The following is a 25,391-nucleotide window of genomic DNA, read 5'->3' on the forward strand; positions in this document are numbered from 1 at the left end:
AAGGAAGCTGTTGCACAGCAGAGCCCATAGAACGAAACAGTCCTTATGACAAGAGAAATCATTCTGGTAGGTATCGGAGGCGGTATCGGCAGCGCTCTTCGCTACCTGACATCCGCATTGGTGGCGAAGCATGTACAGGCCGTTTTTCCGCTGGGTACGTTTGCTGTGAACGTGGTGGGGTGCCTGGCAATCGGTCTGCTGCTCGGCCTCTTCGAACGGCAGGCATGGGCGAACCCGGATGTCAGGTTCTTCCTCGTGACGGGCTTCTGCGGTGGCTATACCACCTTCTCGGCTTTCGCTGCTGAAAACGTGAACCTGCTCCAGTCGGGCCACTCCTTTACGGCCTTCCTCTACATTGCTGCCAGCATTCTGGTGAGCCTCTTTGCAGTTTGGGTGGGTTTGGCCTTGACGAGGTGAGGGCTATACCTTAGGCTGCCCTGTCTATACCTTTCGCCCGCACAGCGTTGTAGTAGTTACAGAGGCCGCTGAGCACGCACTTTTCGCACTTGGGGTAGGACCAGGTGCATACCTTCTGCCCATGCCAGAACAGGTGTTTGTGGAAGTTGAACAGCGTAGTGGCATCTTTTGGCAGCATGTCCAGCAGGATGTCGTGGGCTTTGTTGGCGGTGACTTTCGCCCCAATCAGCCCTACCCGCTGGCTCACCCGGAACACATGCGTATCAACGGGCAGCACCGGCTTCTTGAAGTTGAAAAGCAGCAGCAAGGTGGCAGTCTTCGGGCCCACTCCCGGCAGGCGGGTCAGCCAGGCCATGGCTTCTTCCAGGGGCATGTCCGCCAGAAAGTCGATGTTGATGTCACCCCGCTCCTCTTTGATGATGCGCAGCGTCTGCTGTATCTGCGGCGCCTTCTGGCCCGGATAGCGCGTCGTGCTGATGGCATCAGCCAACTCCTCTTCGGAAGCCTGGAGCACCCCCTCCCAATCACCAAAACGCTCCAACATGGTATTGTACGCATTCACCTCATCGGCGTGGTTGGTCCGGTGCGAGAGCATGGTGGATATGAGCTCGTGCATGGGTGTGCGCCTGCTGTCCAGGGTCAGCACCTTGTATTCCTGGTTCAGCATCTCGTGCGTGCGCATCGTCTTTTCCTGCGGCGGGAGTTCGTGTTCTTCCATCGTTCCAAATAGCCATGGTCCTGCTGTTCCTTAACGGCAGTCTGCACGGTGGCGTTTCCTTTGCTTCAGGTATGGCGTACGGTCGCATACTGAACGGCATCTTCCATACCTATCCAAAGAAATAATATAATATTGCTAAACAAAATATTCCTGTTTCCGCTATACCTGTAGCTTTTAGCAGGTATAGCGGAAAAAAGAAGACACAACTTGATGAAAATTAAATTCTTAGGAACAGGTGGCGCTTTCGACATAGATTATCTCAACTCCGCCGCTCTGCTGACGTTCAGGGGGAAGTGCCTGCTCATAGACTGCGGTTTCACGGTGTACCAGACGCTGGTGCAGAAGAACTTCATGCACCGGGTGAGCCACATCCTCATCACGCACCTGCACAACGACCACTGTGGCAGCCTGGCCAACCTGCTGCTGCACAAAAGCATCGTCGAGAAGGCCGAACGCCCCGTCATCCTATACCCGTCGGAGCAGTTCAAAAACCAACTGTACGAGTTCCTGAAGGTGCAGGTCAAAGACCCTGACAAGTATGCCGATTTTGTGCCACTGGAGCAGTTTGACGGCATCCGGGTGGTGGACACCTACGGACAGCACTCAGAAGGCCTGCAGACCTACGCCTACATTTTTGAGGACGAGTACCGCATCGTGTACTCCGGTGATTTGGGAAAGCCTGAGGCGCTCTTCGATAAGCTGAGCCGGCTCCCCTCCCTTCCTACCTGCGTGTACCACGACATCACTTTCAACCCCGAGAATACGGGCCATACCTATTACAAGAAGCTGCTGCCCTACCTCAACGGGGTAGACATGTTCGGTTACCACTGCGACCCCACGCAGAACCCACCGGACAACCCCATCCGGCTGGTGTTCTACCAGAAGGACCTGATGGCCTAGCGCGGCAGTGTCTTTTTGACTTGGCTATACCTGCCGCTCGTTTCAGGCATGCTTTTCAGGTATAGCCACGTATCAATTTCAGCAAAACTGGTGTACTACTTGAAGGTTAATGCTCCGACAACCTCCAAAGCCCCGAAAGCCGATGACCATCTCAATGTCCGTTGACCCCGACAAGAAGCTGCCTTTCCTGCGCAGGCCACTGCACATGGCGTATGCGGCTCTTTTCGCGACGTTCTGGGCATACTCTGGTTTTACCACCCCTGACCTATCCAACTGGCTTCTGGAAAACGTGCTGACGCTCTCACTGGTGATTGTGCTAGCGGCGTTCTACAATATATTCCGTTTCTCCGACACCAGCTATACCCTTATCTTCCTGTTTCTGCTCCTGCACGTGTATGGCAGCCAATACCAGTACCCGGAGAACCCCTTTGGCGAGTGGCTGAAAGAGCATAACGGCCACGCCCGCAACCACTACGACCGCTTCGTGCACTTCGGATTTGGCCTGCTGCTCACTTTTCCGATGCATGAGGTATCGGCCTATGGTTTCCGGCTGAACCGCATGCTCAATTACCTACTCCCCTTTCTGCTGGTGCTCTCGCTGAGTGCGTTATATGAGATTCTGGAATGGGCAGTGGCTGACCTGGTATACGCCGGCAATGAACAGGGTATGGCCTTTTTAGGTATGCAGGGAGACATCTGGGATGCGCAGAAGGACATGGCACTGGCCACGCTGGGCGCAGCCATCGCTTTGGGGCTGGCGCTGCTCCTCCACAGACACAAGAAGCAACGCGCGGTAAATTGAAGCCTTTCACGCTATATTCTGGTAAGTTGACTAAGCTATACCTTGAGGTATAGACATCAAAAAAGCCCGCTGCACCTGAGGCACAGCGGGCTTTTCCGTTATAGGTTCTGCTTATAGTTCGCCTCTCTCCGCGGCTTTCTTCATCTTCTCATTCGCGAAAATGGCTATCTCTACACGGCGGTTCGCCTGACGTCCGGCTGCAGTTGAGTTGTCTGCCACAGGGTGGTCGAAGGCAAAGCCTTGGGTGGTGATGCGGTTACGAGCCACGCCCTGAGCGGTGGTATAGCTGGCCACAGACTCAGCACGTCGCTCCGAAAGGCGTTGGTTCAACTCTCTTGAACCCGTGTTGTCCGTGTGCCCTTCGATGATGACGTTGGTGTCTTCGTACTTCTTCAGAGTCTCGGCCAGTTGGCGGATGTCTGTCTGCGCAGCGGAGCGAAGCTCAGCGGAGTTCACATCGAACAGGATACCGGCATCGAACGTGATTTTGATACCCTCGCCCACTCGTTCCACCTTCGCGTTCTCCAGGTCGCGGCGCAGTTCCTCGGCCTGCTTGTCCATGCGGCGACCAATGAGGGCACCGGCTGTGCCACCCACCGCGGCACCAATGATGGCACCCGCAGCCGTATTACCAGCCACTCTACCGATCACACCACCTACCACGGCACCGCCACCGGCACCAATGGCACCACCCTTAGCGGTGCGGCTGGCATTACAGGAAGTGAAAAGCACGCAAAGCATGGCAAAGGCTACGAAATAGATTCTAATATTCTTCATGATTTTGTTTTTAATTATCTGTTTACTACTTATCAGATTACGAACATCATACTCAAAAGCCGGCGAAATGTTGTATTCGCCCTTCATTTGTGCCACCCCTTTCCTGACGGTTGCAGGTATTGTGGCTGGCTCACAGCTGATGTACAACACTTTATATCTACTATACTGTATATTTTACGTTGTAAATTTTTTATGGGTTCGCGCTGCAACATGTTATGGGGTAGATGGGCCTCTGCATAACCCAGGGCTATCCGGACTGGGTAAAAAAGAATCGCCTGCCAGGTATGCTGGCAGGCGATTCTTTTACTGGCTATTGAAGCCTTTGGGTTATTTGATTTCGCCGCTCTCAGCAGCTTTCTTCAGCTCTTCGTTCGCCACGATGATAACTTCCACGCGACGGTTCTGCTGACGGCCTTCTGCCGTTGTGTTATCTGCAATCGGTTGGTCGAAGGCGTAGCCTTTGGCCTCCATACGCGAGGCATCTACACCAAGCGTGCGGGCGTAGTTGGCAACAGACTGCGCGCGGCGCTCAGACAAACCTTGGTTCAGCTCACGGCCACCGGTATTGTCCGTATGGCCCTCGATGATGATGTTTGTTCCTTCGTACTTCTTCAAGGTCTCGGCCAGTTTGCTGATGTCTTTCTTGGCGGCAGCACTCAGTTCAGCAGAGTTCACGGCGAACAGTATACCTGAGTCAAAGTTTACACGGATAGCCTCGCCTACGCGCTCTACGTTAGCGTTCTCCATGCTCTTCTCCAGCTCCTCGGCCTGCTTGTCCATGCGACGACCGATTACGGCGCCTGTGGCTCCACCCACGGCGGCACCGATGATGGCACCCGCAGCCGTGTTGCCCATTCTGTTACCGATCACGCCACCAATCACTGCACCGGAGCCGGCACCGATGATACCACCTTTGGTGGTTTTGTTCATGCCTTTCTTCTCTTCTCCGGTTGTGCTTGTATTGGTGTCAGTTCTTGTTCCTGTGGTGGTTGACGTGTCGCCGGTACCGGATGCGGTTGGGCGTGTGCTCTGGCAGGAAGAAAACAGCATAGTCACTGCGAGCATGGATGTCAACGATAGTTTTACGAATTTCATAGTGTTGGATTGTGTTAATGATTGATTGTTTAGTTGATAGTAGTGCCCGAAAGGCGGTGCCACACAGCACCAGTCGCCTGTTTGCAATACTAATGCCAAACTTAGGCACAATATTGTGCTTTACCCAAACTATTACTTCTCTCACAGAAAAAAGTTCATATACAAGCTTCCCAACTGGCTTGCTATTTTAGCAAAAACCAGCCTGTAATCAGCAAAAAAGCCTGCCATCTGGTGAGGGCAGGCTTTTTTGCTGAGCCGTGTTCAGTGCAATTCTAAGAAGTCTTGACAGACTTTTTAGCCTTAGCAGCGGCTTCATCCTCTGGTTTCGCAGTGGCCAGCATGCCCAGCAAATCATTCAGTCGCTGCTTCAGCTCTTTGCGGTTCACGATGAAGTCCAGGAAGCCGTGCTCCAGCACGAATTCCGCGCTTTGGAAGCCCTTCGGAAGGTCTTTCCCGATTGTCTCTTTGATGACGCGCGGGCCGGCAAAGCCAATCAGCGCACCCGGCTCTGCGATGTTGAAATCGCCGAGCATGGCGTAGGAGGCTGTCACACCACCCGTTGTCGGGTCTGTGAGCAGTGATATATAAGGCAGTTTCTCTTCGGAAAGCAGCGCCAGTTTGGCAGAGGTCTTGGCCATCTGCATCAGCGAGAAGCCGGCCTCCATCATACGCGCGCCACCTGACTTGGAAATCATGAGGAACGGAGTGCGATTCTTGCGGGCGTGGTCAATGGCGCGGGCAATCTTCTCCCCCACCACAGAGCCCATGGAACCGCCGATGTAGGCGAAATCCATACAAGCGATGGTGATGTCGATACCGCCTGACTTACCGTAGGCCGTGCGCACAGCGTCTTTCAGACCTGTCTTGCGCTGCGTGGCGACGGTGCGCTCCGGGTATGGCTTTGAATCCACGAAGTGCAGCGGGTCGCCAGAGGTCATGTCCTCGTCCATCTCCGTAAACTTGTTGTCGTCGAACAGGATGGCGAAATACTCTTTGGAGCCGATGCGGTCATGGTGGTTACACTTCACGCATGTGTTCAGGTTTTTCCGGTGCTCGGCCATGCTGGTCACCGTCTTACACTCGGGACATTTGAACCACAGCCCATCCGGGGTTTCTTTCTTCTCCTCCGTTGGCGTGTTAATTCCTTTCTCTACTCGTTTGAACCAAGGCATCATAATAATTCGGGCGTGCATGCAGCACTTTAAATGGTTGCTCCGCCATACGCTGCAATACTTATACCTACAGCAGTATGCAATACAATATGGCCTGCCCCGGAGCGCCAGAAAAGGGCGTTTCCAAAGCAGGCCATAAAATTAGTTAATTATCAGCAGTTCTGCTACAGCTTAGGCAAGTGTAATATCATTTGCCAGGTAAACGTCCTGAATCGCGTTCAGCAACTCCACGCCAACCTTCATGTCTTTCTGGAACGCTTTACGGCCTGAAATCAGTCCCATACCGCCTGCGCGCTTGTTGATAACGGCTGTACGAACGGCATCAGCCATGTCTGACTCGCCTTTGGACTCACCACCGGAGTTGATGAGACCCGCACGGCCCATGTAGCAGTTGGCCACCTGGTAGCGGGCCAGGTCAATTGGGTTGTCAGAAGAAAGATTGGAGTACATCTTCTCGTGCGTCTTGCCGAAGCCTACTGCCTTGAAGCCGCCGTTGTTCTCAGGCAGTTTCTGCTTGATGATGTCGGCCTGGATGGTCACGCCCAGGTGGTTGGCCTGCGCCGTGAGATCAGCCGCCACGTGGTAGTCTACGCCGTCTTTCTTGAAGGCATTGTTGCGGGTATAGCACCACAGGATAGTGGCCATACCTAGTTGGTGGGCTCTCTCGAAGGCCTCTGCCACCTCAATGATTTGGCGCGAGGACTCCTCAGAACCGAAGTAAATGGTAGCACCTACGGCCGTGGCACCCAGGTTCCAGGCCTCATCCACAGAACCGAACATAATCTGGTCAAACTTGTTCGGGTAGGTCATCAGTTCGTTGTGGTTGATTTTCACCACGAACGGAATGCGGTGCGCATACTTTCTGGACATCATGGCCAGGTTACCGAAGGTAGTAGCCACTGCGTTGCAACCGCCTTCAATAGCCAGCTTAATGATGTTCTCAGGGTCGAAGTAGATAGGGTTTGGGGCGAAAGAGGCACCCGCTGTGTGCTCAATGCCTTGGTCAACCGGCAGGATGGACAGGTAACCGGTACCAGCCAGACGACCTGTGTTGAAGAGTTGCTGCAGGCTGCGCAATACCTGCGGGCTACGGTTAGACTGAATAAAGACTCTGTCCACGAAGTCAGGGCCTGGGGCGTGAATCAGGTCTTTGGAAATGGTTTTGCTTTCATACTGCAGCAGGTTTTCTGCTTCAGAGCCTAATAGGGAAACGATGTTATCGTACGTCATTAGTTTTATTAATTAAAATAAAGGGAAGATTGGATTAGCGATACAAATATATAATGGTTTTTCAATTCTTCAGACATTCCGCCGGCTGTTTCAGGTAAACGCCTCCTAAGGCACTGCCAATGCGCATTCAGGGAGCTGCGACAACATGGGCTGCCAACTCTTACCCGGTACCTCCGCAAAAGGTTTCTTGAAAACGGCAGTTACTTCGATTTTGATATAAACCTACGTGTAGGCTGTGTTTCCCTAGGTATAGCGATACCAAATGGTGGCATCAAACAAGCCTTTTGACGTCCTATCATCCAGTATCATCCCAAAATCGTTACAATGACAATATAACCAGTTGTGACACAGATGAATGAGAATGCAATCAACCTCCGGCAGCTGATTTTGTTCCTGGCTGTGCTGGTAGTAGGTATAGGAGCATACAGCTGCGCCTCCTCTACCCAGATTATGGGTTCCTGGAAAAGCCCGGAGATAGAGGCGCAGCAATACAAGCGCGTGGTGGTGGCGGCCCTGACAGACAATGTGCTGGCCAGGCAGGAGGTGGAGCGCGACCTGCAGGCCCAACTGCAGATGCGGGGTATAGCAGTCACCAAGAGCATTGACCTGTTCCCTCCGTCGCTTGCAGGCAAAGCCGCCCCAGACGTAAACCTGCTGATGGAGAGGATACGCAAAGACGGCCACGACGCCATTCTGACGGCGGCCCTGGTGGATGAGCAGACAGAGACGCGCTACGTTCCCGGCAGAATGGGCTATCGCCCCATCACCCGCTTCGGGTGGTATGGCAGCTTCAGAGGCTACTATACTTATTGGTACCCCACTCTATACGAGCCCGGCTATTACACCGAGGACAAGGTATACTACCTGGAGACGAACCTCTACGATGTACAGACGGACAAGCTGGTGTGGTCAGCCCAATCCAGGTCTTACAGCCCCAGCAGCCTGAGGCGAGCCGCGGCACGCTTTGCGGAGCTAACGGTCCAGAAAATGGGCGAGGACAATGTGATACCGTCCTGTCAATCCAATAAAAAGGCGCCATGAAGGCGCCTTTTTATTGACTCAGGTATGGCTATTCATTGTACAGCACATGCAGCACCGTCTGCCCCACTGCCTTCAGCGTGTTTTTGCTGATGATGTCCATGGTGTCGGTGTGGCGGTGGTGGTATGGCCCGAAGTAGTCGTCCGGGTTGGCCATGTTGTACTCGATGATGTCAATCATGCGGATGCCTGCCACCGTGTTCACATAGTAATGGTCATCCGTTATGCCCGGTGCGTTGGTGTACACAAAGTAGTCCGAGTACCCAATCCGGTTGCCGGCCCGCCATACCTTGTCCACGATGTTCTTGGCGTACTGCATGGAGGTACCCTCACGGGCGAACTTGGCATTCTCGGCTCCCACCATATCCAGTAGGATGCCGTACTGCGGCTTGTAGTTGGCCACGTGTTTGTTCTTGCTCCAGTACTGCGAGCCCAGGCACCAGGTATCGTCCTGGAAAGGAAAATCGCTCTCATCCGGCTGGCCATAGTCTTCCCCGTCAAACAGGATGATGTCTACGCCTATACCTGGTTTATGCTCTGCCGCCTGTATGGTGCGCGCTATCTCCAGCAGCACCCCCACGCCACTGCCACCGTCGTTGGCGCCGTCTATGGGTTTGTTCTGGTTCTCGTCGTCTTTGTCAGCGAAAGGGCGTGTGTCCCAATGCGCCGCCAGCATCACCCGCTTGGCCGCCCCTGGGTTGATGGTAGCGATAATGTTGCGCAGGTTGAGCATTTTGCCATCAAAGGCCCTTGCCTGGAAACTCTGCACCTGCACCTCAGCCCCATAGGAGCGCAGCGTCTCAATCAGCCATTCGCCTGTCTTGTAGTGCTCTGCCGTGTTAGGCACCCGCGGACCGAAGGCTACCTGCCGCTCCACAAAATGATAGGCTGAGTCGGCATTGAACTCGGGTGCCTGCACAATCGCCTCCTCTTCCACAGCCACTCGGTTGCTGGTCTCCGCTTTCTCAGTGGAGTCGCAACTGTTCAGGCTCAGGGCGGTAAGCAGCAGGAGGGCCAGGCTCTTCATACTATTCTTCATAGGCCCAGTCTATTCCGGTTTTCAAATCTTTGATGACGATGCCCTGTTTCTTCAACTCCGCCCGGATGGCATCCACTTTATCATAGGCTTTGTTCTCCTTCGCCTCTTTGTAGAATCCGAGCACAAGGTCTAGCATCTCCTCCAAATCCCCTGCCGGCTCTTCTTTCAGCCCCAGCACATCCAGCACCAGTTCCGTGTAAGCAGCCCGAACAGTATCGAAGGTGCCACGAGTCAGCGCGCCAAGCGGCAGTTGCCCCAGGTATAGGCTGTTTATTTTCTTGAGCAGGTTGAAGAGAGAGGCGATGGTACGCGCCGTGTTCAAGTCGTCGTTCAGCCCACGGAAGCAGTCCTCGGCCAGCTTCAGCAGTTCCTCGTTCAGCTTCTCGTCTGGCGTGGCGGGCTCGTCCGGGTATACCAGTTTATCGAGCACGCGCAGGCCGTTCATCAGCTTCCTATACCCTTTCTGGGCCGCCTGCAGCGCCTCGTTGCTGAAGTCGAGGGTGCTGCGGTAGTGCGCCTGCAGGATGAAGAAACGGATGGTCATGGGGCTGTACGCCTGCTCCAGCATTTTATGGTTGCCGCTGAAGAGCTCGCTCAGGTTGATGAAGTTACCCAGCGACTTGCCCATTTTCTGGCCATTCACGGTAATCATGTTGTTGTGCACCCAGTAGCGAGCGGCATCGGAATGGCTGTGGCTGGCCTGGCTCTGGGCTATCTCGCATTCGTGGTGCGGGAACATCAGGTCCAGTCCACCACCGTGTATATCAAAAGTCTCACCCAGGTACTTGCGGCTCATGGCTGAGCACTCCAAGTGCCAGCCTGGGAAGCCATCGCTCCACGGCGAAGGCCAGCGCATGATGTGCTGCGGCGATGCCTTCTTCCACAGGGCGAAGTCTAGCGGAGAGCGTTTCTCCTCCTGCCCCTCTGTCTCGCGGGTGTTGCTCAACAGGTCCTCAATAATGCGGCCCGACAGCTTGCCGTAGTTGTTGTTCTTGTGGTAGGCAGGCACGTCAAAGTACACCGAGCCATTCACCTCATAGGCCATCCCATTCTCCAATATTTCCTGAATCATCTGGATTTGCTCGATGATGTGGCCGGAAGCGCGTGGCTCAATGTCGGGTGACTTCGCGTTGAGCGTCGCCATGTCCTTCTGGTAGATGTTGGTGTAATGCTGCACGACCTCCATCGGCTCCAGGTGCTCCAGCTTCGCTCTTTTCTGGATTTTGTCCTCGCCCTCGTCGGCGTCGTTTTCCAGGTGGCCTACGTCGGTGATGTTGCGCACATAGCGCACTTTGTAGCCGAGGTACTTGAGGTAGCGGTACAGCACATCAAAGGTCACGGCACTGCGTGCATGGCCCAGGTGCGGCTCTCCGTATACGGTCGGGCCGCAGACATACATGCCCACGAAAGGCGCGTGCAGCGGCTCGAACACCTCCTTTTTGCGCGTGAGTGTATTGTACAGGTTGAGTTTGTGTTGCATGGTATAGCTAACTAGATAACACCCTTAGGGTGCTCCCTCTGTTAAGTTTTTATAATATGGCGTCGCCTATGGGCTTGGCTCTATGGACAAAACTAGGCATTATCCCTTAAAAGGCCTATTCCTCCCTCTTGGGCTTTATCACATAGGTGGCCGAGATGGGGTAATGGTCGGACAGACTCATCTCGGAGTGCGTCTTGAAATCGTAGGCTTCCAGGCCTTCGCTGTAGAACTGGTTATCAATACGCAGAAAAGGCAATGGACCGTTGTACGTAGCCCCTACTCCCGTGCCCGCCTCCTCAAACGAGTTCTTCAGTTCTTTAGCTAGTTGGCTGTAGGTATAGCTGAACGGAATGTCGTTGAAATCGCCGGTGACGATGACCGGGTAAGGAGACGTGTCCACATGTTCCAGCAGCTGCTGCACCTGCATGGCCCGCGCCTTGAAACCCATGCGCAAACGGCGGGCCAGGTTGCGGCCTTCCTTCTTGAAACTCGCCTCATCGCCTATGGCTGAATACGTGTTCTCAATGTCTTCCGCCTTGATGCTCATCGACTGCAGGTGCACGGCATATATGCGCACCGTATCGCCTTCTACATTCACGTCCACCCACGCAGCACGGTTGGCGCTGCGCTCCGGCGTGTTTGGGAAACGGATGGTGTTCCCCCGGATGATGGGGTATTTCGAGAAGATGGCTATACCTAAATCCGCCTTGATACGGTCGCCCTGGTAGGTGGAGGCGTAGACATGCCGGTTATACCGCTTGCCAATGCGGTTGAAGTTGTTGAACTCGGTGGAGTTGACACGGCTATAGAACTCCTGCAGGCAGAACACATCGGCTGGGTGTGTGGCTACCCAGTCTACCATCTCCTCGGACACCTGCGGCACCCCTTTCACAATCTTCTCGTAGGCGTTGAAAATATGCACATTGTAGCTGAGCACCTGCAGCGTCTTGGCGCCCTGCGGCGGGTCCTGCTCCCAATGGAAGGAAACCAACCGTCCGTAGTACCCCCATCCCAAAGCCAGCACGGCCAGTGGCAGCACCACATACCACGACCGCTTCAGGGACCAGTAGATAAGGAACAAGAGGTTGAGCACCAAAGCACCTGGCAGCGAAAAGGCCACAAATCCGGCAGGCCAGAACTCATAGGGAGGCACGCGCAGGCACAACACCCCCAGCAGCACCCAGAGCGCCACCAGGATGTTCAGAATAATCCAGATTTTCCTGCGTATTTCTTTGAACGTACCTGCCACGGTGGCAAACTTACAAATTATGCGTGTAGGATTTTCACGTGGGGGCTTAGAATATCTTCCTGCAAACCACAGATAGTGGCAGGNATACAGAACTTTTGGAAGCCCCCCTTTTGTTTACCTTCTGACACCCCTCCTACACAGCCTGAGCCCTTGCCTCTGAACCTGCCCGAATTCACTTGAAACTATATATTTACAAGTCACCTGAACACATGTTGTTGTTTATATAATGTTTTTATAGTAAATTTGTGACATTATTTCCAGGGAGATGAGGGGACACGAGGTCCCCTTCTTTATTTTCTTAAAATTGACTATGGCAATAACGGCCCAAAGTATACGCGCTATGGCGGAAGCCAGCCTTCCGGAAAGCGACCTGTTCCTTGTGGATGTGGCGGTGTCTGACTCGGCTGTGCGCCCAAAAATCACGGTGCTGGCAGATGGGGAACAGGGCATTACCATAGACCAGTGCGCTACCATTAGCCGCCGCGTCAATGCCAAGATTGCAGAAACGTATGGCGAGGAGGTTTCTTATGTGCTGGAGGTAAGCTCGCCGGGAGTGGATTTCCCGCTTACGCAGCCGCAGCAGTTCAAGCGCAACATCGGCCGCAACCTGAAGCTGAAAATGCAGGACGGTACTGAGAAAACCGGCAAGTTGGAAGAAGTCACTGAAGCAGGCTTAAACCTGACAGAGGAAATCAAACAAAAAGGCAAGAAGGCAACGTATGTGCCTGTGCAAATACCTTTCGGGGAGATTGTGAAAGCAAATGTTGTAATATCTTTTAAATGATAAAATAATGAACAGTTCAGTCCTGATCGAGTCGTTCGCCGAATTTGCGAAATTCAAGAACATAGACCGCCCGACCATGATGCGCATCCTGGAGGACGTTTTCCGCACCATGATTCGCAAGAAGTGGGGTACCGACGAGAACTTTGACATCATCCTGAACGTGGAGAAGGGTGACCTGGAAATCTGGCGCAACCGTGAAATCGTAGACGACAACTCCGAGGACATCTGGGACCACGATAAGATTGCCTTATCAGAGGCCCAGAAGATAGAGCCCGATTTTGAGGTAGGCGAAGAGGTATCAGAAGAAATCCAACTGGAGGACTTCGGACGCCGCGCCGTGCTCACCGCCCGCCAGACGCTGATACAGCGCATCAAGGACATGGAGAAGGAACTGCTGTTCCAGAAGTACAAGGACCTGGTGGGTGAAATCATCTCGGGAGAGGTATACCAGGTATGGAACCGCGAGGTGCTGCTGCTGGACCAGGAAGAGAATGAACTGCTCATCCCAAAGAACGAACAGATACCCAAGGACCGCTACCGCAAAGGAGACGTGGTTCGTGCCGTGGTGCAGCGCGTGGAGATTGTGAACGGAAACCCAAAGATTATCCTTTCCCGTACTTCACCTGCCTTCCTGGAGCGTCTGTTTGAGAACGAAGTGCCTGAGATTTACGACGGACTGATTGCCATCAAGAAGATTGTGCGGGAGCCAGGCGAGCGCGCCAAGGTGGCCGTGGAGTCATTCGACGACCGCATCGACCCGGTAGGCGCCTGTGTGGGCATGAAGGGTTCCCGTATACACAGCATCGTGCGCGAGCTGGAGAACGAGAACATCGACGTCATCAACTTTACCGACAACCTCGAGCTATACATACAGCGTGCGCTTAGCCCTGCTAAGATTACCAACATGAAGATAGACCATGAGAACGGTAGGGTTTCCGTATTCCTGAAGCCAGATCAGGTGTCGTTGGCTATCGGCAAAGGCGGCCAGAACATCAAGCTGGCCAGCAAGCTGGTGGATATGGAAATCGACGTGTTCCGTGAGTCCGAGGTATATGAAGAAGACATCAGCCTGGAAGAATTCACGGATGAGATTGAGGACTGGGTGATTGCCGAACTCAGACGCATTGGTCTGGACACAGCCAAGAGCGTTCTGGCCATCACCAAAGAGGACCTCTTGCGCAGAACCGAACTGGAAGAGGAGACGATTGACAGTGTGCTCTCTATCCTGCGCGAAGAGTTGGAAGAAGAAGACAATCAATAGTTGTGAGTTGCGCTCTGTTCGTATAATTTTGAAAGAGATTCGGACGGAGCGCAGCCCCTACCCGCTGATGGGCAACTATAGTACCCATATTAAAGAATAAAAAAGACAGCATATTAGAACATGGCAGAAGACAAAATAAGGAGGCTTAAACAGGTTGCAACTACTTTAAACATTGGTACAGCTACCATTGTAGATTACCTCTCTGCTAAAGGCTTTGACGTGGAAAACAGACCCACTACCAAAATCACGGCAGAGCAGTTCAGTATGCTGGCAAAAGAATTCGCCTCCTCTATGAAGGATAAGATAGAGGCGGAGGAACTCAACATCGGCAAGAAACCACAGAGCAACCAGGTTATCGAGTCGGAGCAGCATCATGAGGCAAAGAAGCCAACTGAGCCTGAACACGAGATTTTAATCAAGAACTCGTCTCAGCCGAAGACTGAGGCGGCTGCACCCAAGCCGGCCGCGCCTAGCGCGCCTGCGCAGTCTGCCCCTGCACCGGTAGAGGCGAAGCTGCCTGGCATAAAAGTGCTTGGCAAAATAGAATTGGACTCCAAAGGGCGTCCTATACCTAAGCCGGCACCTGCAGCACCGAAACCAGAAGAGCCCAAGGCACCTGTGGCAGAGCAACCTGCTGCGCAAGCGCCTGTACCTGCTCCGGAACCCAAGGCTGTGGAGCAACCTGCCGCACCTCAGGCCCAGGCGCCGGTTGAGAGACCGGCACAGCCAGCCCCCGCTCCGGTGGCCCCGCGTACTGAGGCTCCTGCCGCCCCTGTAGCGGAAAGCCCTAAGGCAGAAACACCACAGCAACCGGTGACGCCTCCTGCACCAGCAGCGCAAAAACCGGCTCCTGAACCAGAAAAAGCTCCTGCGCAAGCAGCGGCACCACAGGCGCCTGAGCAGCCTGTAACTCCTGCAGAAAAAGGACCAGAACAAATAGAAACAATTACAGCAAAAGCCGACCAGCTGAAAGGCCTAACGGTGCTGGGCAAGATTGAATTGCCAGACAGCTCCCGTAGAAAAGGCACCAAGCCGGTTGCGTCTTCCGATGACAGGAAGGCCGGCAAGAAAAAGAAGCGCAAGCGCATCATCGTGGCGAGCCCAGAACAGGGTGGCCAGGACCAGAAACCAGGAACACCTGGGCAGCAGGGTCCGCAGCAAGGCAACAACCGCCCTATACAGGGAGCAGGTTACCAAGGCAACCGTCCGCAAGCTGGCGGAGGTGGCTACCAAGGCAACCGCCCGGGTGGGCCACGTCCTGCCGGTGGGCCGGGTGGCAACCGAGGACCACGCAATGCCCCTGCCCCACGCGTTGAGAAAGCGGAGGTGACCGACAAGGAAATCCAAGAGCAAATCAAGGCGACACTGGCTAAACTGAGCGGTGGCAAAGGAGGCGGTGGCAACCGTGCGAAGTATCGTAGAGAAAAACGCTCCGCTATAGCCGATGCCACTGAAGAGCGCAGAATGCAGGAGCAGGCAGAGTCGAAGACGCTGCGTGTGACGGAATTCGTGTCAGCCAATGACCTGGCCGCGCTGATGAACGTGAGCGTGAACGAAGTCATCAAGGTGTGTATGCAGCTGGGTATGTTCGTTTCCATTAATCAGCGCCTCGATGCGGAAGCCATCACCATCATTGCAGATGAGTTTGGCTACGGCGTGGACTTCATCACATCAGAGGATGAGCAGGCCCTGGAGGAAGTAATGGAAGAGAATGAGGAGGATTTGGAAGAGCGTGCGCCAATCGTGACCATCATGGGCCACGTTGACCACGGTAAGACCTCCCTCCTAGACTATATCCGAAATGCCAACGTAACAGCCGGTGAGGCCGGTGGTATTACGCAGCACATCGGTGCCTACAAGGTGAAGACGGAAAGCGGACGTACCGTCACCTTCCTAGATACACCGGGTCACGAGGCCTTTACAGCGATGCGTGCCCGTGGTGCCAAGGTGACAGACGTCGTTATTATCGTGGTAGCTGCTGACGACTCGGTGATGCCGCAGACAAAAGAGGCTATCAACCACGCACAGGCGGCAGGTGTGCCTATCATCATCGCCCTGAACAAGATTGACAAGCCATCTGCCAACCCAGACAAGGTTCGCGAAGAGCTCGCTCAGATGAACATCCTGGTGGAAGAGTGGGGTGGTAAATACCAGTCGCAGGAAGTTTCCGCAAAATCAGGTATAGGTATACCGGATTTGCTGGAGAAGGTATTGCTGGAAGCCGAGTTACTCGAGCTCAAGGCGAACCCAAGCAGAAACGCGGTAGGTACCGTGATTGAAGCATCGCTGGACAAAGGCCGTGGCTACGTAGCCACGGTACTGGTACAGACCGGCACGCTGAAAATAGGTGACGTTGTATTGGCGGGCTCTCACTACGGTAGGGTTAAAGCCATGACAGACCACCGAGGCAGAAAGATGAAAGAGGCGGGTCCGTCTACTCCGGTACAGTTGTTGGGTCTGGATGGTGCGCCACAGGCCGGCGACAAATTCCAGGTGATGGAATCTGAGCGCGAGGCGCGTGAAATCGCCACCAACCGGGCACAGGTGCAGCGTGAGCAAAGCCTGCGTACCCGCAAGCACATCACCCTGGATGAAATAGGTCGCCGTCTGGCAATCGGTACTTTCAAGGAGCTGAATGTGATTGTGAAAGGTGACGTGGACGGTTCGGTGGAAGCACTCTCCGACTCCCTGTTGAGGCTGTCTACCGCCGAGGTGCAGGTGAACATCATCAGCAAAGGTGTGGGTGCCATCTCTGAATCAGACGTGTTGCTTGCCTCTGCATCGGATGCCATCATCATCGGTTTCCAGGTGCGTCCTTCGCAGAACGCCCGTAGACTGGCAGAGCAGGAACAGATTGACGTTCGCCTGTACTCCATCATCTACGACGCCATCAACGAGGTGAAAGACGCCATGGAAGGTATGCTGGCCCCAACCGTGAAGGAGGAGATAACCGGTAACGCCGAGGTTCGTGACGTATTCAAGATTACCAAAGTGGGTACGATTGCAGGTTGTATGGTGACAGATGGCAACATACACCGCAACGCGAGGGTGCGACTGGTCCGCGATGGCATTGTAGTACACGATGGCTCAATCCTAGCATTGAAACGCTTCAAGGATGATGTAGCGGAAGTGAGACAAGGCTACGAATGCGGTATCAGTCTGAAAGGCTACAACGAAATAGAGATAGGCGATATCATCGAAGCCTACGAGGAGAAAGAAGTGAAGCGAACGCTTTAAAAATTCCCTTAAAAAAAGAGAAAGGCCGCCGGGAAACCAGCGGCCTTTCGCTTTTTTTAAGGGAGCCGCTATACCTGCTCGCTACCTAAAAAGCAGAAAAGCCCCCGCTATATGTAGCGGGGGCTTTTCTGCTTTTACTTTCTATACCTTACAAAGACATTCTAGCCAAACGGCGCTTATCGCGCTTGTGCTTCCTGTGCATTTGTTTCTCTTTCTTTAGGATAGCCTCCATACGTTTGCTACCCTTTATGTTGTCTTTGGTGAAACGCTTGCGGTTTGGGTTCTCGTAGGCGTTCCAGCGGGTATCCATCCCTGCGGCGCGGGCGCCAACGGCATCCTCACCCGTCCCTTTGTCCGGCGTGCGGCTTGTGCCCCAGTATTCATCCTTGCCCGAGTTCAGGGTGGTGCTGGAAGAGGTAGAGGACTGAGCCTTTGCCTCTGAAAAGGCCATAATCAAACCCAGGCAAAATATGGATAAAAACAGCTTCTTCATAAAATCATTTTTGTGTTGTAGGTATACAACGTACAGAGCCTGCTAAAGTATACATTTTTAGCCAATAACAAGGAAAGTTATATAAAAGTTTACTAATCGAATTTATAGGAAAGTCCTATTCCAAGGGTCTCCTTCAACTGCAAACGCGGCCCTTTGCCGTCCATTGTACCATCCTCATCCCGGTCGACGTCTATCCGGATGTCGTCGTCGTATATCATGTGCACGAAAATGCTGGCCGAAAGAAACTTGTTGACTTTGAAATCGATTAGGTTCTCCCAGTTGACATCGATGTTCTGTGGGTTATGGAGGTAGTTGGAGAACAAATCGGCCTTTGACTGCAGCGTCACGTTCTTAAGAATCTCGTGCCGGAAACGCACGTTGACAAAGCCACCAAACTCCTCGCGCAGCCGCTCGCCCGTACCTGCAATGGGATTGCCTTCCTGGTCGAGTTCAGCGGGCTGCACGCCGTGTGCACCCAAATCGGCCAGGCGCTGGCTGTTGACGTAGGTGAACTTACCGGTGAATGGCGAGATGAAGACCGACAGCTTCGGGTTGGGCTTGTAGTCCATACCTACGGAGGCGAGCATGAAAGCCGGCGTCATGAAANCAGAGAGAATAGAGTCGCGCTCAGGCGTGAAAGTGGGCATGAGTTGCGTGCGCAAGTTGAACTGCCCCGTATAGAACCACTTGCTGGAGGCCTGCCGACCGTACTTGATGTTGAGCTCCAGGCGGTCGTCGCTCTTGCGAAGGCGCTGGTCCTGCAGCTTCACGCTGCCGTACGTCAGGTCCAGGGTGTTGTTCCAGGTGTTCTTACCTTTCTTATAATTGCTGTACACGTTCAGGATGCCCAGCACCGAGAAAGAGTTCTGGCCTCCCGCCGCCCAGTTGTTCAGGCTTACCTGGCTGAAGTTGACCGTGCCGGTGCCGCCAAAATCCCAGATGTTCGGCGCAGCGGCCGTATCGGGCGGGGTGTCCTGCGCTAGGGCAGGCAGCATGCTAAGGTTGATAAACAGAGACAGTAAAACGGCGATTCTCGTACAAGATTTAAACATGAAACAAAGTATAGGTAAACATCAGGTAAAAATTGGAGCCGCAAAGATAGCAAAACCAAAGCGGCATGCACAGTGCAACCCCAGAGACCACCACATTGAACAGGACCTTTGCCGGATTGGACTTTAGGGATTTACCTAAATCACTGTTATATTTGCGGCTGTAAAAAATACATCTACAAGAGCTGAATAAAACTATGTCGCTATACGAAAACCTTCTGCTGCAACTGGACAATGGCATTCTGACCATCACCATCAACAGAGCCGACAAACTCAATGCCCTCAACATTGACACCGTGAGGGAGATAAAGGCAGCCATACAGCAGGTATATGACGACCCGGCTGTTCGGGGCGCCATCTTTACAGGGGCAGGCGAGAAAGCTTTTGTGGCAGGGGCTGACATAGCCGAAATAGCGGAGTTGAGCGACGTGAACGCCCGCAGCTTCGCGGAGCGTGGCCAGGAGGTTTTCAGCATGATTGAGCACTGCACCAAACCCGTGATAGCGGCTGTGAATGGCTTCGCGCTGGGCGGCGGCTGCGAACTGGCCATGGCGTGCCACATGCGCGTGGCCTCTGAGAACGCCCGCTTCGGCCAACCCGAGGTGAACCTGGGTTTGATACCAGGCTATGGCGGCACGCAGCGCCTGACCCAACTCATCGGCAAAGGCAAGGCCATGGAGCTGATGATGACCGCCGACATGATAGGCGCCGCCGAGGCCAAGGCCCTTGGCCTGGTGAACCACGTGGTGACGCCGGAGGAACTGCTATCCAAGTGTCTGGAGATACTCAGCAAAATAACGTCAAAGGCCCCACTGGCGATAGGCCTGGTGATAGACTGCGTGAACGCGGTATATGACAAGGACGAGGACGGTTACCAGACGGAAGCCAACTCTTTTGCACGCTGCTGCAGCTCCCAGGATTTCGTAGAGGGTACCAACGCCTTCCTGGAGAAACGCAAGCCTGTATTCAAAGGCCTTTAACCTATACCTTACCCGACCCCGCATTTAAAGCATGAGCATCGCCAAGAAACTGGTCGGGCAAACGGCTGCCTATGGGTTGAGCAGTATAGTGGGCCGCGCGCTCAACTACCTGCTCGTGCCTGTCTATACCCGGGTTTTCCTGCCGGAGGAGTATGGCATCGTGTCTTACCTGTACGCGTTCGTGGCCTTCTTCAACATTGTGTATACCTACGGAATGGAGACGGCCTTCTTCCGATTTGCCAACAGGCCGGAGGCTGACCCAGAAGCCGTGTATAACCGGGTGCTGAGCGCCATACTGGTCAGCACAGCGGTCTTTACAGGTATACTGTTGCTCTTCTCTGACAGCATCGCCCACTTCATAGGATATCCGGAACACAGGGAGTATATTGTATGGCTGGCGCTGGTGCTGGCCATCGATGCGTTGGTGGCTATACCTTTCGCTTGGCTGCGGCACCAGAACAAGGCCATCAAGTTCGCCTCCATCAAGCTCTCTAACATTCTCATTACGGTAGGCGCCAACCTGCTCTTCCTGGTGGTCTTCCGGCAGATTTACGAAGGGGAGTATCTGCAGAGTCTGCGCCCGCTGGTCAGCTTCCTGTACAACCCTGACTTCGGGGTTGGTTACATCTTCCTTATCAACCTGGTAGCCAATGCGCTGCTGCTGCCCATGCTCTGGAAGGAACTCCGCATCTTCCGTTTCCGGCTGGATGTAGAACAGCTGAAACCGATGCTGACGTACGCTTATCCCCTCCTGTTTATGGGGCTGGCCGGTATGGTAAACGAGGTGATTGACCGTATCCTGCTGGAGCGCTGGCTGCCGGAGGGCTTCTACCCAGGTACCAGCAACATGGCGGCCGTAGGTATCTACAGCGCCTGCTACAAACTTGCTATTTTCATGACCCTCACCATACAAGCGTTTAGGTATGCCGCTGAGCCTTTTTTCTTTTCGCAGGCGCAGGAAAAGGATTCGCCGCAGGCCTTTGCTATGGTCATGAAGTGGTTTGTGGTCTTCTGCGCGTTCATATTTATTTTCATCTCGGCCAATCTGGAAGTTTTCGCCCACTTCATCGGCCCTGAGTACCATGATGGTTTAATGGTCGTGCCGGTGCTCCTGCTGGCGAACCTGTTCCTGGGCGTGTACTACAACCTGACGGTGTGGTTCAAGCTGACGGACAAGACGTATTTCGGCACCTACATCAGCTTTGGGGGGGCAGCTGTCACCATCCTGTTCAACCTGCTGCTTATACCTGTACTGGGCTACATGGGCTCCGCCATCGCCACACTCATCTGCTACTTCGGTATGGCGCTGGTATGCTACCTCTTGGGCAACCGCCACTACCCTATCCCCTATCCTGTCGGCAACATCACGAGCTATGTACTATTGGCCATCGTGCTGGTAGTGGCGGCGCTGTACGTGCCGGTCGAGAATTTCTGGCTGCGGCAGGTATACCACCTCACGCTTTGCGGCGTTTTCTTGGCGGTGGTTTGGTTCCGAGAGGGGCGCTATCTTCTTTCTAAGAAATAATCCTTATTTTTAAAGATGAACAAAACGAACATATCGGTCAACGTTATCAACCAGTCCCGGCATGCGCTGCCCTCGTACCAGACGGAGCATTCGGCAGGTATGGACCTGCGTGCCAACCTGGAGACCCCTGTCACCCTGAAGCCCTTGCAGCGCGCACTCATCCCCACCGGCCTCTTCATAGAGCTGCCCGAAGGACACGAGGCGCAAATCAGGCCGCGCAGTGGCCTGGCCTACAAACACGGCATCTCCATTGTGAACAGCCCCGGCACCATTGATGCGGATTATCGCGGCGAAATCAAGGTGTTGCTGGTGAATCTCTCTGACCAGGATTTCGTGGTGGAGGACGGCGAACGTGTGGCCCAGATGGTGGTAGCCCGCTACGAGCGCGTGGCGTGGGCAGAGGCCGAAGCCCTCACCGACACCGAGCGCGGCGCAGGCGGCTACGGCAGCACCGGCACCAAATAGCCAGCTGTCTCAGACAGGTATAGCCCGCCTGCTTTCTCTTTTATAGGGCCGCTATAACCAAACGCCGTAAATCAAGTATTAACCAAAACCAATAGTTGCAGGGTTACACGCCAGCAACATTCTTCAATCAAAAACCAATTAGCTATGAGGATTATTATACCTATGGCAGGTATGGGCAAACGCATGCGCCCACACACTCTCACTGTTCCGAAACCACTTATTCCTATCGCAGGCAAGCCCATCGTGCAGCGCCTCGTGGAGGATATCGCCAAGGTATGCCATGAGCCCATCGAGGAGGTGGCTTTCATCATCGGCCACTTCGGCGACGCCGTGGAGCAGGACCTGAAAAACATCGCCGCTTCGGTAGGAGCCAAGGGCAGCATCTATTATCAGGAGGAAGCGCTGGGTACGGCCCATGCCATTATGTGCGCGCAGGACTCGCTGGAGGGCAAAGTGGTGGTGGCTTTTGCTGATACCCTGTTCAAAGCCGACTTCAAATTGGACACCGAGGCGGACGGTACTATCTGGGTGCAGCGCGTGGAGGACCCACGTCCGTTTGGCGTCATCAAACTCAACGAGAAGAACGAGATAACCGACTTTGTGGAGAAGCCGCAGGAGTTTGTTTCTGACATGGCCATCATCGGCATCTATTACTTTAGGAACGGTGCCTACCTGCGCAGCGAGCTGCAGTACCTGCTCGATAACGACATCAAGGACAAGGGCGAGTACCAGCTGACGAACGCGCTGGAGAACATGAAAAACAAAGGCACGAAGTTCATTCCTGCCGTGATTTCAGAATGGCTCGATTGTGGCAACAAAAACGCAACTGTTTTTACCAATCAACGCTATTTAGAGTATATCAAGGACCAAGATGGGCTAGTGGCTTCTTCGGCGCAGCTGCAGAACTCCGTGATTATACCTCCGGTGTATATCGGAGAGAATGCTGTCATCCACAATTCGGTAGTAGGGCCGCACGTTTCTATAGGAGACAACACCCGCGTGCAGGACTCCATCGTGAGCAACTCCATCGTTCAGAAGGACTCTACCATCAAAAACGGGAACATAGCAAACTCAATGATAGGTAATTTTGTTTCCTTCGAAGGACGCCAATCGGATTTGAGCCTCGGCGACTACAACACGCTCACAGAATAGCATACATGACCCGATTCAGAAACATTGTTCTCGCCGCATGCTGCCTTGCCTTGGTTGCTACGGGCGAAAGCCAGGCCCAGTCTTCCAAGAAAAAGAAGAAGGCCAAGGCGAAAAGCGAGCAGGTGCAGGCACCTATGCCTGTACCGCAGCCCGAGCCGAGCGAGCAGGAAAAGCAGCTCAGCGAAGCATTGTTTCTGGACGGTCTCAAGCAGTTCATGCTCGAGGATTACAAGCAGGCCCTGGCACTGTTCCAAAAGGCCTACACCGTAACACCCAACAACGCAGCACTGAACTACAAACTGGCCGAGACCTACCTGCTGCTCGAGAATCCCGCATCGGGAATGCCTTTTGCACAGGCAGCCATCGCCCAGGACCCGAAGAACACTTATTATTACCTGCTGCTCGCGCAGCTCCATACCGAACAGAAGCAATACACCGAGGCCGCACAGGTATACAACGACCTGATGCGCAATGTACCGGACACTGAGCAGTACCTCTTCCACCTGGCAGACCTATACCTGTCGCAGTCCAAGTACGACGATGCGCTGAAGACCTATGACCGCATCGAGAAAAAGTATGGTGCCCTGGAGCAGCTCCTAGTAAACCGCCAGCAGATATACCTGCGCCAGAAGAACGTGGGCAAAGCCATTGCCGAAGGGGAGAAACTGATTGCCAACAACCCCACCGAAATCCGGTACCTGTTGGCACAGGCGGAGCTATACAATGCCAGCCAGAAACCTGACGTCGCTATTGAAACCCTGAACCGTGCGCTGCGCGTGGAGCCGGAGAATCCCTTCGTACACCTCATGCTGTCGGACCTACACCGCCAGAAAGGCAACCACGCGGAGTCAGAGAAACAGGTGAAACAGGCCTTTTCCAGCCCAGAACTAGACATCGACACGAAAGTGCGCATCCTGGTCGACTTCATCCGCCAATTGCCTAACCCCGCCATAGAAGGCGTGGCGCTGGAACTGGTGGACCTCACCATTCAGTCGCACCCGGAAGAGGCCAAAGCCTATGCCGTGGCCGGTGACCTACAGACGATAGTGGGCAAAAAAGACAAAGCCCGTGGCAACTACCTGAAAGCCGTGAAGCTGGACGATTCCCACTTCAAGATATGGCAGCAAATCGTGTTGCTAGATGCCGAGCTGTCGCAATCCGATTCACTGGTGCTCCATTCAGAGCAGGCACTGGAGCTTTTCCCCAACCAGGCTATCTTCTGGTTCTACAACGGCACGGGCCATTTGATTGAAAAGAACTACGAGAAGGCGGTCAAATCGCTGGAGCATGGCAAACGGCTCTCAGCCAGTGAGCCGGAGCTGGTAGCCCAGTTCAACTCCCAGCTCGGAGACGGCTACAACTCCCTCAAAGATTTCAAGAAGTCCGATGAGGCGTATGAGGCCGTGCTGACCTTCGACGCCGACAATGAGCATGTGCTCAACAACTACAGTTACTTTCTGTCGCTGCGCAACGAGCAGCTTCCCAAAGCCAAATCCATGGCCAAGCGCCTGGTAGACAAGCACCCCACCAATCCCACTTACCTCGATACCTATGCCTGGGTGCTGTACAAGATGGGAGAATACGATGGCGCACTCAAACACCTGGAGCAGGCAATTGCCCTTTCTGAGGATGCCACCATTGTGGAGCATTACGGCGATGTCCTGTTCAAGATGGGTAAGCGGGACGAGGCTGTCCGGCAGTGGGAAAAGGCGAAACTCAAAGGTGAGGCCTCCGCTTTCATTGACAGGAAGATAAAAGAAAAGAAACTCTATGAATAAACAGCTCCTGCTTTGCCTGCTGGGCATGCTCCTGTTTTCTGCCTGTAAAAAAGAAACCATACCTACCGCCGCCTCCACCGTCACCGAGACGGTGGGCAACGTCACCGTCCAGAACCTGGACTTTACCTACCTCAACGCACGGGGCCAGCTCAAGCTGGAAGACAAAGGCGAAACCACCTCTTCCGGCTATGCCCTCCGCATGAAGAAGGACAGCATCATCTGGGTATCGGTGCTCCCTGGCCTGGGTATAGAGGCCGCACGCTTCAAGATGACCCGCGACTCCGTGTATGTGATGAACCGCATCCACAAAGAGTACACCGCCACCAGCTACGACTTCCTGAGCAAGCGCCTCAACGTTTACATGGACTTCAATGTGGTGCAGGCCATCCTGCTGGGCAACTACCAGGCAAACGGCACCGAGAAGGCTACCACCGAAGGGCAGCTGCAGCACGTACAGCAGCTCCGCGAGAACCTGCTCTTCGACTACTTTATCAGCCACCAGAACCTGAAGCTGCAGCAACTCAACGTGAAGGACCAGGCTACCGGCAACACCATCACGGTGACTTACGACAGCTTCCAGCCCATTGGGGAAGTACCATTCGCCCATGCGTTGGTAGCCCAAGTGCTGCAGGCGGGGCAGGTATCCGATTTCAGCCTCACCCACTCCAAAGTAACTGTCTCTGACGAGGTGCTGGAGTTCCCTTTCAGCATACCTTCTGGTTACAAACGCCTTTAAATGAATAAAAAGCA

General features: G+C 54.0%; 23 protein-coding genes. 13 read left to right on the forward strand and 10 right to left on the reverse strand.

Annotated elements, in window-relative coordinates; translation table 11 throughout:
• The first annotated feature begins 45 nt into the window (after positions 1–45).
• Positions 46–417, forward strand: coding sequence for a fluoride efflux transporter CrcB (gene crcB / locus B051_RS0117880; RefSeq protein WP_018479597.1), 372 nt, complete (start codon positions 46–48; stop codon positions 415–417).
• Positions 418–427: 10 nt separating this feature from the next.
• Here the strand turns inward: crcB and B051_RS0117885 are convergent, their stop codons facing one another.
• Complete coding sequence (locus tag B051_RS0117885) at positions 428–1,135, reverse strand: endonuclease III domain-containing protein (protein WP_018479598.1); 708 nt, start codon at positions 1,133–1,135, stop codon at positions 428–430.
• 210 nt (positions 1,136–1,345) lie between these two features.
• Here B051_RS0117885 and B051_RS0117895 point away from each other — a divergent pair, with 210 nt between their 5' ends.
• Complete coding sequence (locus B051_RS0117895) at positions 1,346–2,035, forward strand: MBL fold metallo-hydrolase (RefSeq protein ID WP_018479600.1); 690 nt, start codon at positions 1,346–1,348, stop codon at positions 2,033–2,035.
• A 142-nt stretch (positions 2,036–2,177) separates the two neighbouring features.
• The gene (locus B051_RS0117900) at positions 2,178–2,837 is read left to right on the forward strand and encodes a DUF2238 domain-containing protein (protein ID WP_018479601.1); all 660 of its coding nucleotides are present in this window, start codon (positions 2,178–2,180) and stop codon (positions 2,835–2,837) included.
• A 111-nt stretch (positions 2,838–2,948) separates the two neighbouring features.
• Here the strand turns inward: B051_RS0117900 and B051_RS0117905 are convergent, their stop codons facing one another.
• The 4 genes from B051_RS0117905 to B051_RS0117920 form a co-directional block, all read right to left on the reverse strand.
• The gene (locus B051_RS0117905) at positions 2,949–3,614 is read right to left on the reverse strand and encodes an OmpA family protein (protein WP_026236501.1); all 666 of its coding nucleotides are present in this window, start codon (positions 3,612–3,614) and stop codon (positions 2,949–2,951) included.
• A 327-nt stretch (positions 3,615–3,941) separates the two neighbouring features.
• Positions 3,942–4,709, reverse strand: coding sequence for an OmpA family protein (locus tag B051_RS0117910; RefSeq protein WP_245539659.1), 768 nt, complete (start codon positions 4,707–4,709; stop codon positions 3,942–3,944).
• Positions 4,710–4,981: 272 nt separating this feature from the next.
• Positions 4,982–5,881 carry an acetyl-CoA carboxylase, carboxyltransferase subunit beta gene (accD, locus tag B051_RS21620; RefSeq protein WP_051080685.1) on the reverse strand — a complete coding sequence of 300 codons (900 nt, stop codon included), beginning with the start codon at positions 5,879–5,881 and terminating at the stop codon, positions 4,982–4,984.
• A 171-nt stretch (positions 5,882–6,052) separates the two neighbouring features.
• The gene (locus tag B051_RS0117920; RefSeq protein WP_018479605.1) at positions 6,053–7,111 is read right to left on the reverse strand and encodes a class I fructose-bisphosphate aldolase; all 1,059 of its coding nucleotides are present in this window, start codon (positions 7,109–7,111) and stop codon (positions 6,053–6,055) included.
• Between the two features lie 351 nt (positions 7,112–7,462).
• Here B051_RS0117920 and B051_RS0117925 point away from each other — a divergent pair, with 351 nt between their 5' ends.
• Positions 7,463–8,152: a DUF4136 domain-containing protein gene (locus B051_RS0117925; protein ID WP_018479606.1), complete on the forward strand. Its 690-nt coding sequence runs from the start codon at positions 7,463–7,465 to the stop codon at positions 8,150–8,152.
• Between the two features lie 28 nt (positions 8,153–8,180).
• Here B051_RS0117925 and B051_RS0117930 read toward each other — a convergent pair whose 3' ends face one another.
• From B051_RS0117930 to B051_RS0117940, 3 genes are all read right to left on the reverse strand, one after another.
• Complete coding sequence (locus B051_RS0117930; protein ID WP_026236504.1) at positions 8,181–9,188, reverse strand: M28 family peptidase; 1,008 nt, start codon at positions 9,186–9,188, stop codon at positions 8,181–8,183.
• Positions 9,178–10,668: a cysteine--tRNA ligase gene (gene cysS / locus B051_RS0117935; RefSeq protein ID WP_018479608.1), complete on the reverse strand. Its 1,491-nt coding sequence runs from the start codon at positions 10,666–10,668 to the stop codon at positions 9,178–9,180. Before cysS ends, B051_RS0117930 begins: the two co-directional genes overlap by 11 nt.
• A 115-nt stretch (positions 10,669–10,783) precedes the next feature.
• A complete protein-coding gene (locus tag B051_RS0117940) occupies positions 10,784–11,917 on the reverse strand; it encodes an endonuclease/exonuclease/phosphatase family protein (protein ID WP_018479609.1) in 1,134 nt (377 codons plus the stop codon).
• Between the two features lie 310 nt (positions 11,918–12,227).
• Here B051_RS0117940 and B051_RS0117945 point away from each other — a divergent pair, with 310 nt between their 5' ends.
• The 3 genes from B051_RS0117945 to infB all read left to right on the forward strand — a co-directional run bounded on the left by B051_RS0117945 (position 12,228) and on the right by infB (position 17,199).
• Positions 12,228–12,701, forward strand: coding sequence for a ribosome maturation factor RimP (locus tag B051_RS0117945; protein WP_245539660.1), 474 nt, complete (start codon positions 12,228–12,230; stop codon positions 12,699–12,701).
• Positions 12,702–12,708: 7 nt separating this feature from the next.
• Positions 12,709–13,962: a transcription termination factor NusA gene (gene nusA / locus B051_RS0117950; protein ID WP_018479611.1), complete on the forward strand. Its 1,254-nt coding sequence runs from the start codon at positions 12,709–12,711 to the stop codon at positions 13,960–13,962.
• Positions 13,963–14,082: 120 nt separating this feature from the next.
• Positions 14,083–17,199 (forward strand): translation initiation factor IF-2, encoded by a 3,117-nt coding sequence (gene infB / locus B051_RS0117955; protein ID WP_018479612.1) that lies wholly within the window; start codon positions 14,083–14,085, stop codon positions 17,197–17,199.
• 148 nt (positions 17,200–17,347) lie between these two features.
• Here infB and B051_RS0117960 read toward each other — a convergent pair whose 3' ends face one another.
• Both B051_RS0117960 and B051_RS0117965 read right to left on the reverse strand, forming a co-directional pair.
• Positions 17,348–17,692: a hypothetical protein gene (locus B051_RS0117960; RefSeq protein ID WP_018479613.1), complete on the reverse strand. Its 345-nt coding sequence runs from the start codon at positions 17,690–17,692 to the stop codon at positions 17,348–17,350.
• Positions 17,693–17,784: 92 nt separating this feature from the next.
• Positions 17,785–18,744, reverse strand: a complete 960-nt coding sequence (locus tag B051_RS0117965) for a DUF3078 domain-containing protein (protein WP_026236505.1) — start codon at positions 18,742–18,744, stop codon at positions 17,785–17,787.
• 194 nt (positions 18,745–18,938) lie between these two features.
• On the opposite strand from B051_RS0117965, the gene B051_RS0117970 reads away from it, so the two are divergent.
• The 6 genes from B051_RS0117970 to B051_RS0117995 all read left to right on the forward strand — a co-directional run bounded on the left by B051_RS0117970 (position 18,939) and on the right by B051_RS0117995 (position 25,377).
• Positions 18,939–19,721 carry an enoyl-CoA hydratase/isomerase family protein gene (locus B051_RS0117970; RefSeq protein WP_018479615.1) on the forward strand — a complete coding sequence of 261 codons (783 nt, stop codon included), beginning with the start codon at positions 18,939–18,941 and terminating at the stop codon, positions 19,719–19,721.
• Between the two features lie 31 nt (positions 19,722–19,752).
• Positions 19,753–21,246: a lipopolysaccharide biosynthesis protein gene (locus tag B051_RS0117975; protein WP_018479616.1), complete on the forward strand. Its 1,494-nt coding sequence runs from the start codon at positions 19,753–19,755 to the stop codon at positions 21,244–21,246.
• Positions 21,247–21,261: 15 nt separating this feature from the next.
• A complete protein-coding gene (gene dut / locus B051_RS0117980; protein ID WP_018479617.1) occupies positions 21,262–21,711 on the forward strand; it encodes a dUTP diphosphatase in 450 nt (149 codons plus the stop codon).
• Positions 21,712–21,855: 144 nt separating this feature from the next.
• The gene (locus B051_RS0117985; protein WP_026236507.1) at positions 21,856–22,863 is read left to right on the forward strand and encodes a sugar phosphate nucleotidyltransferase; all 1,008 of its coding nucleotides are present in this window, start codon (positions 21,856–21,858) and stop codon (positions 22,861–22,863) included.
• A gap of 5 nt (positions 22,864–22,868) precedes the next feature.
• Entirely contained in the window at positions 22,869–24,641 is a 1,773-nt protein-coding gene (locus tag B051_RS0117990; RefSeq protein ID WP_157579031.1) for a tetratricopeptide repeat protein, read from the forward strand.
• Positions 24,634–25,377, forward strand: coding sequence for a DUF4292 domain-containing protein (locus B051_RS0117995; RefSeq protein ID WP_018479620.1), 744 nt, complete (start codon positions 24,634–24,636; stop codon positions 25,375–25,377). Before B051_RS0117990 ends, B051_RS0117995 begins: the two co-directional genes overlap by 8 nt.
• Positions 25,378–25,391: the final 14 nt, after the last annotated feature.

It is taken from the genome of Pontibacter roseus DSM 17521 (genome assembly GCF_000373265.1).
GTDB classification, from domain to species: Bacteria; Bacteroidota; Bacteroidia; order Cytophagales; family Hymenobacteraceae; genus Pontibacter; species Pontibacter roseus.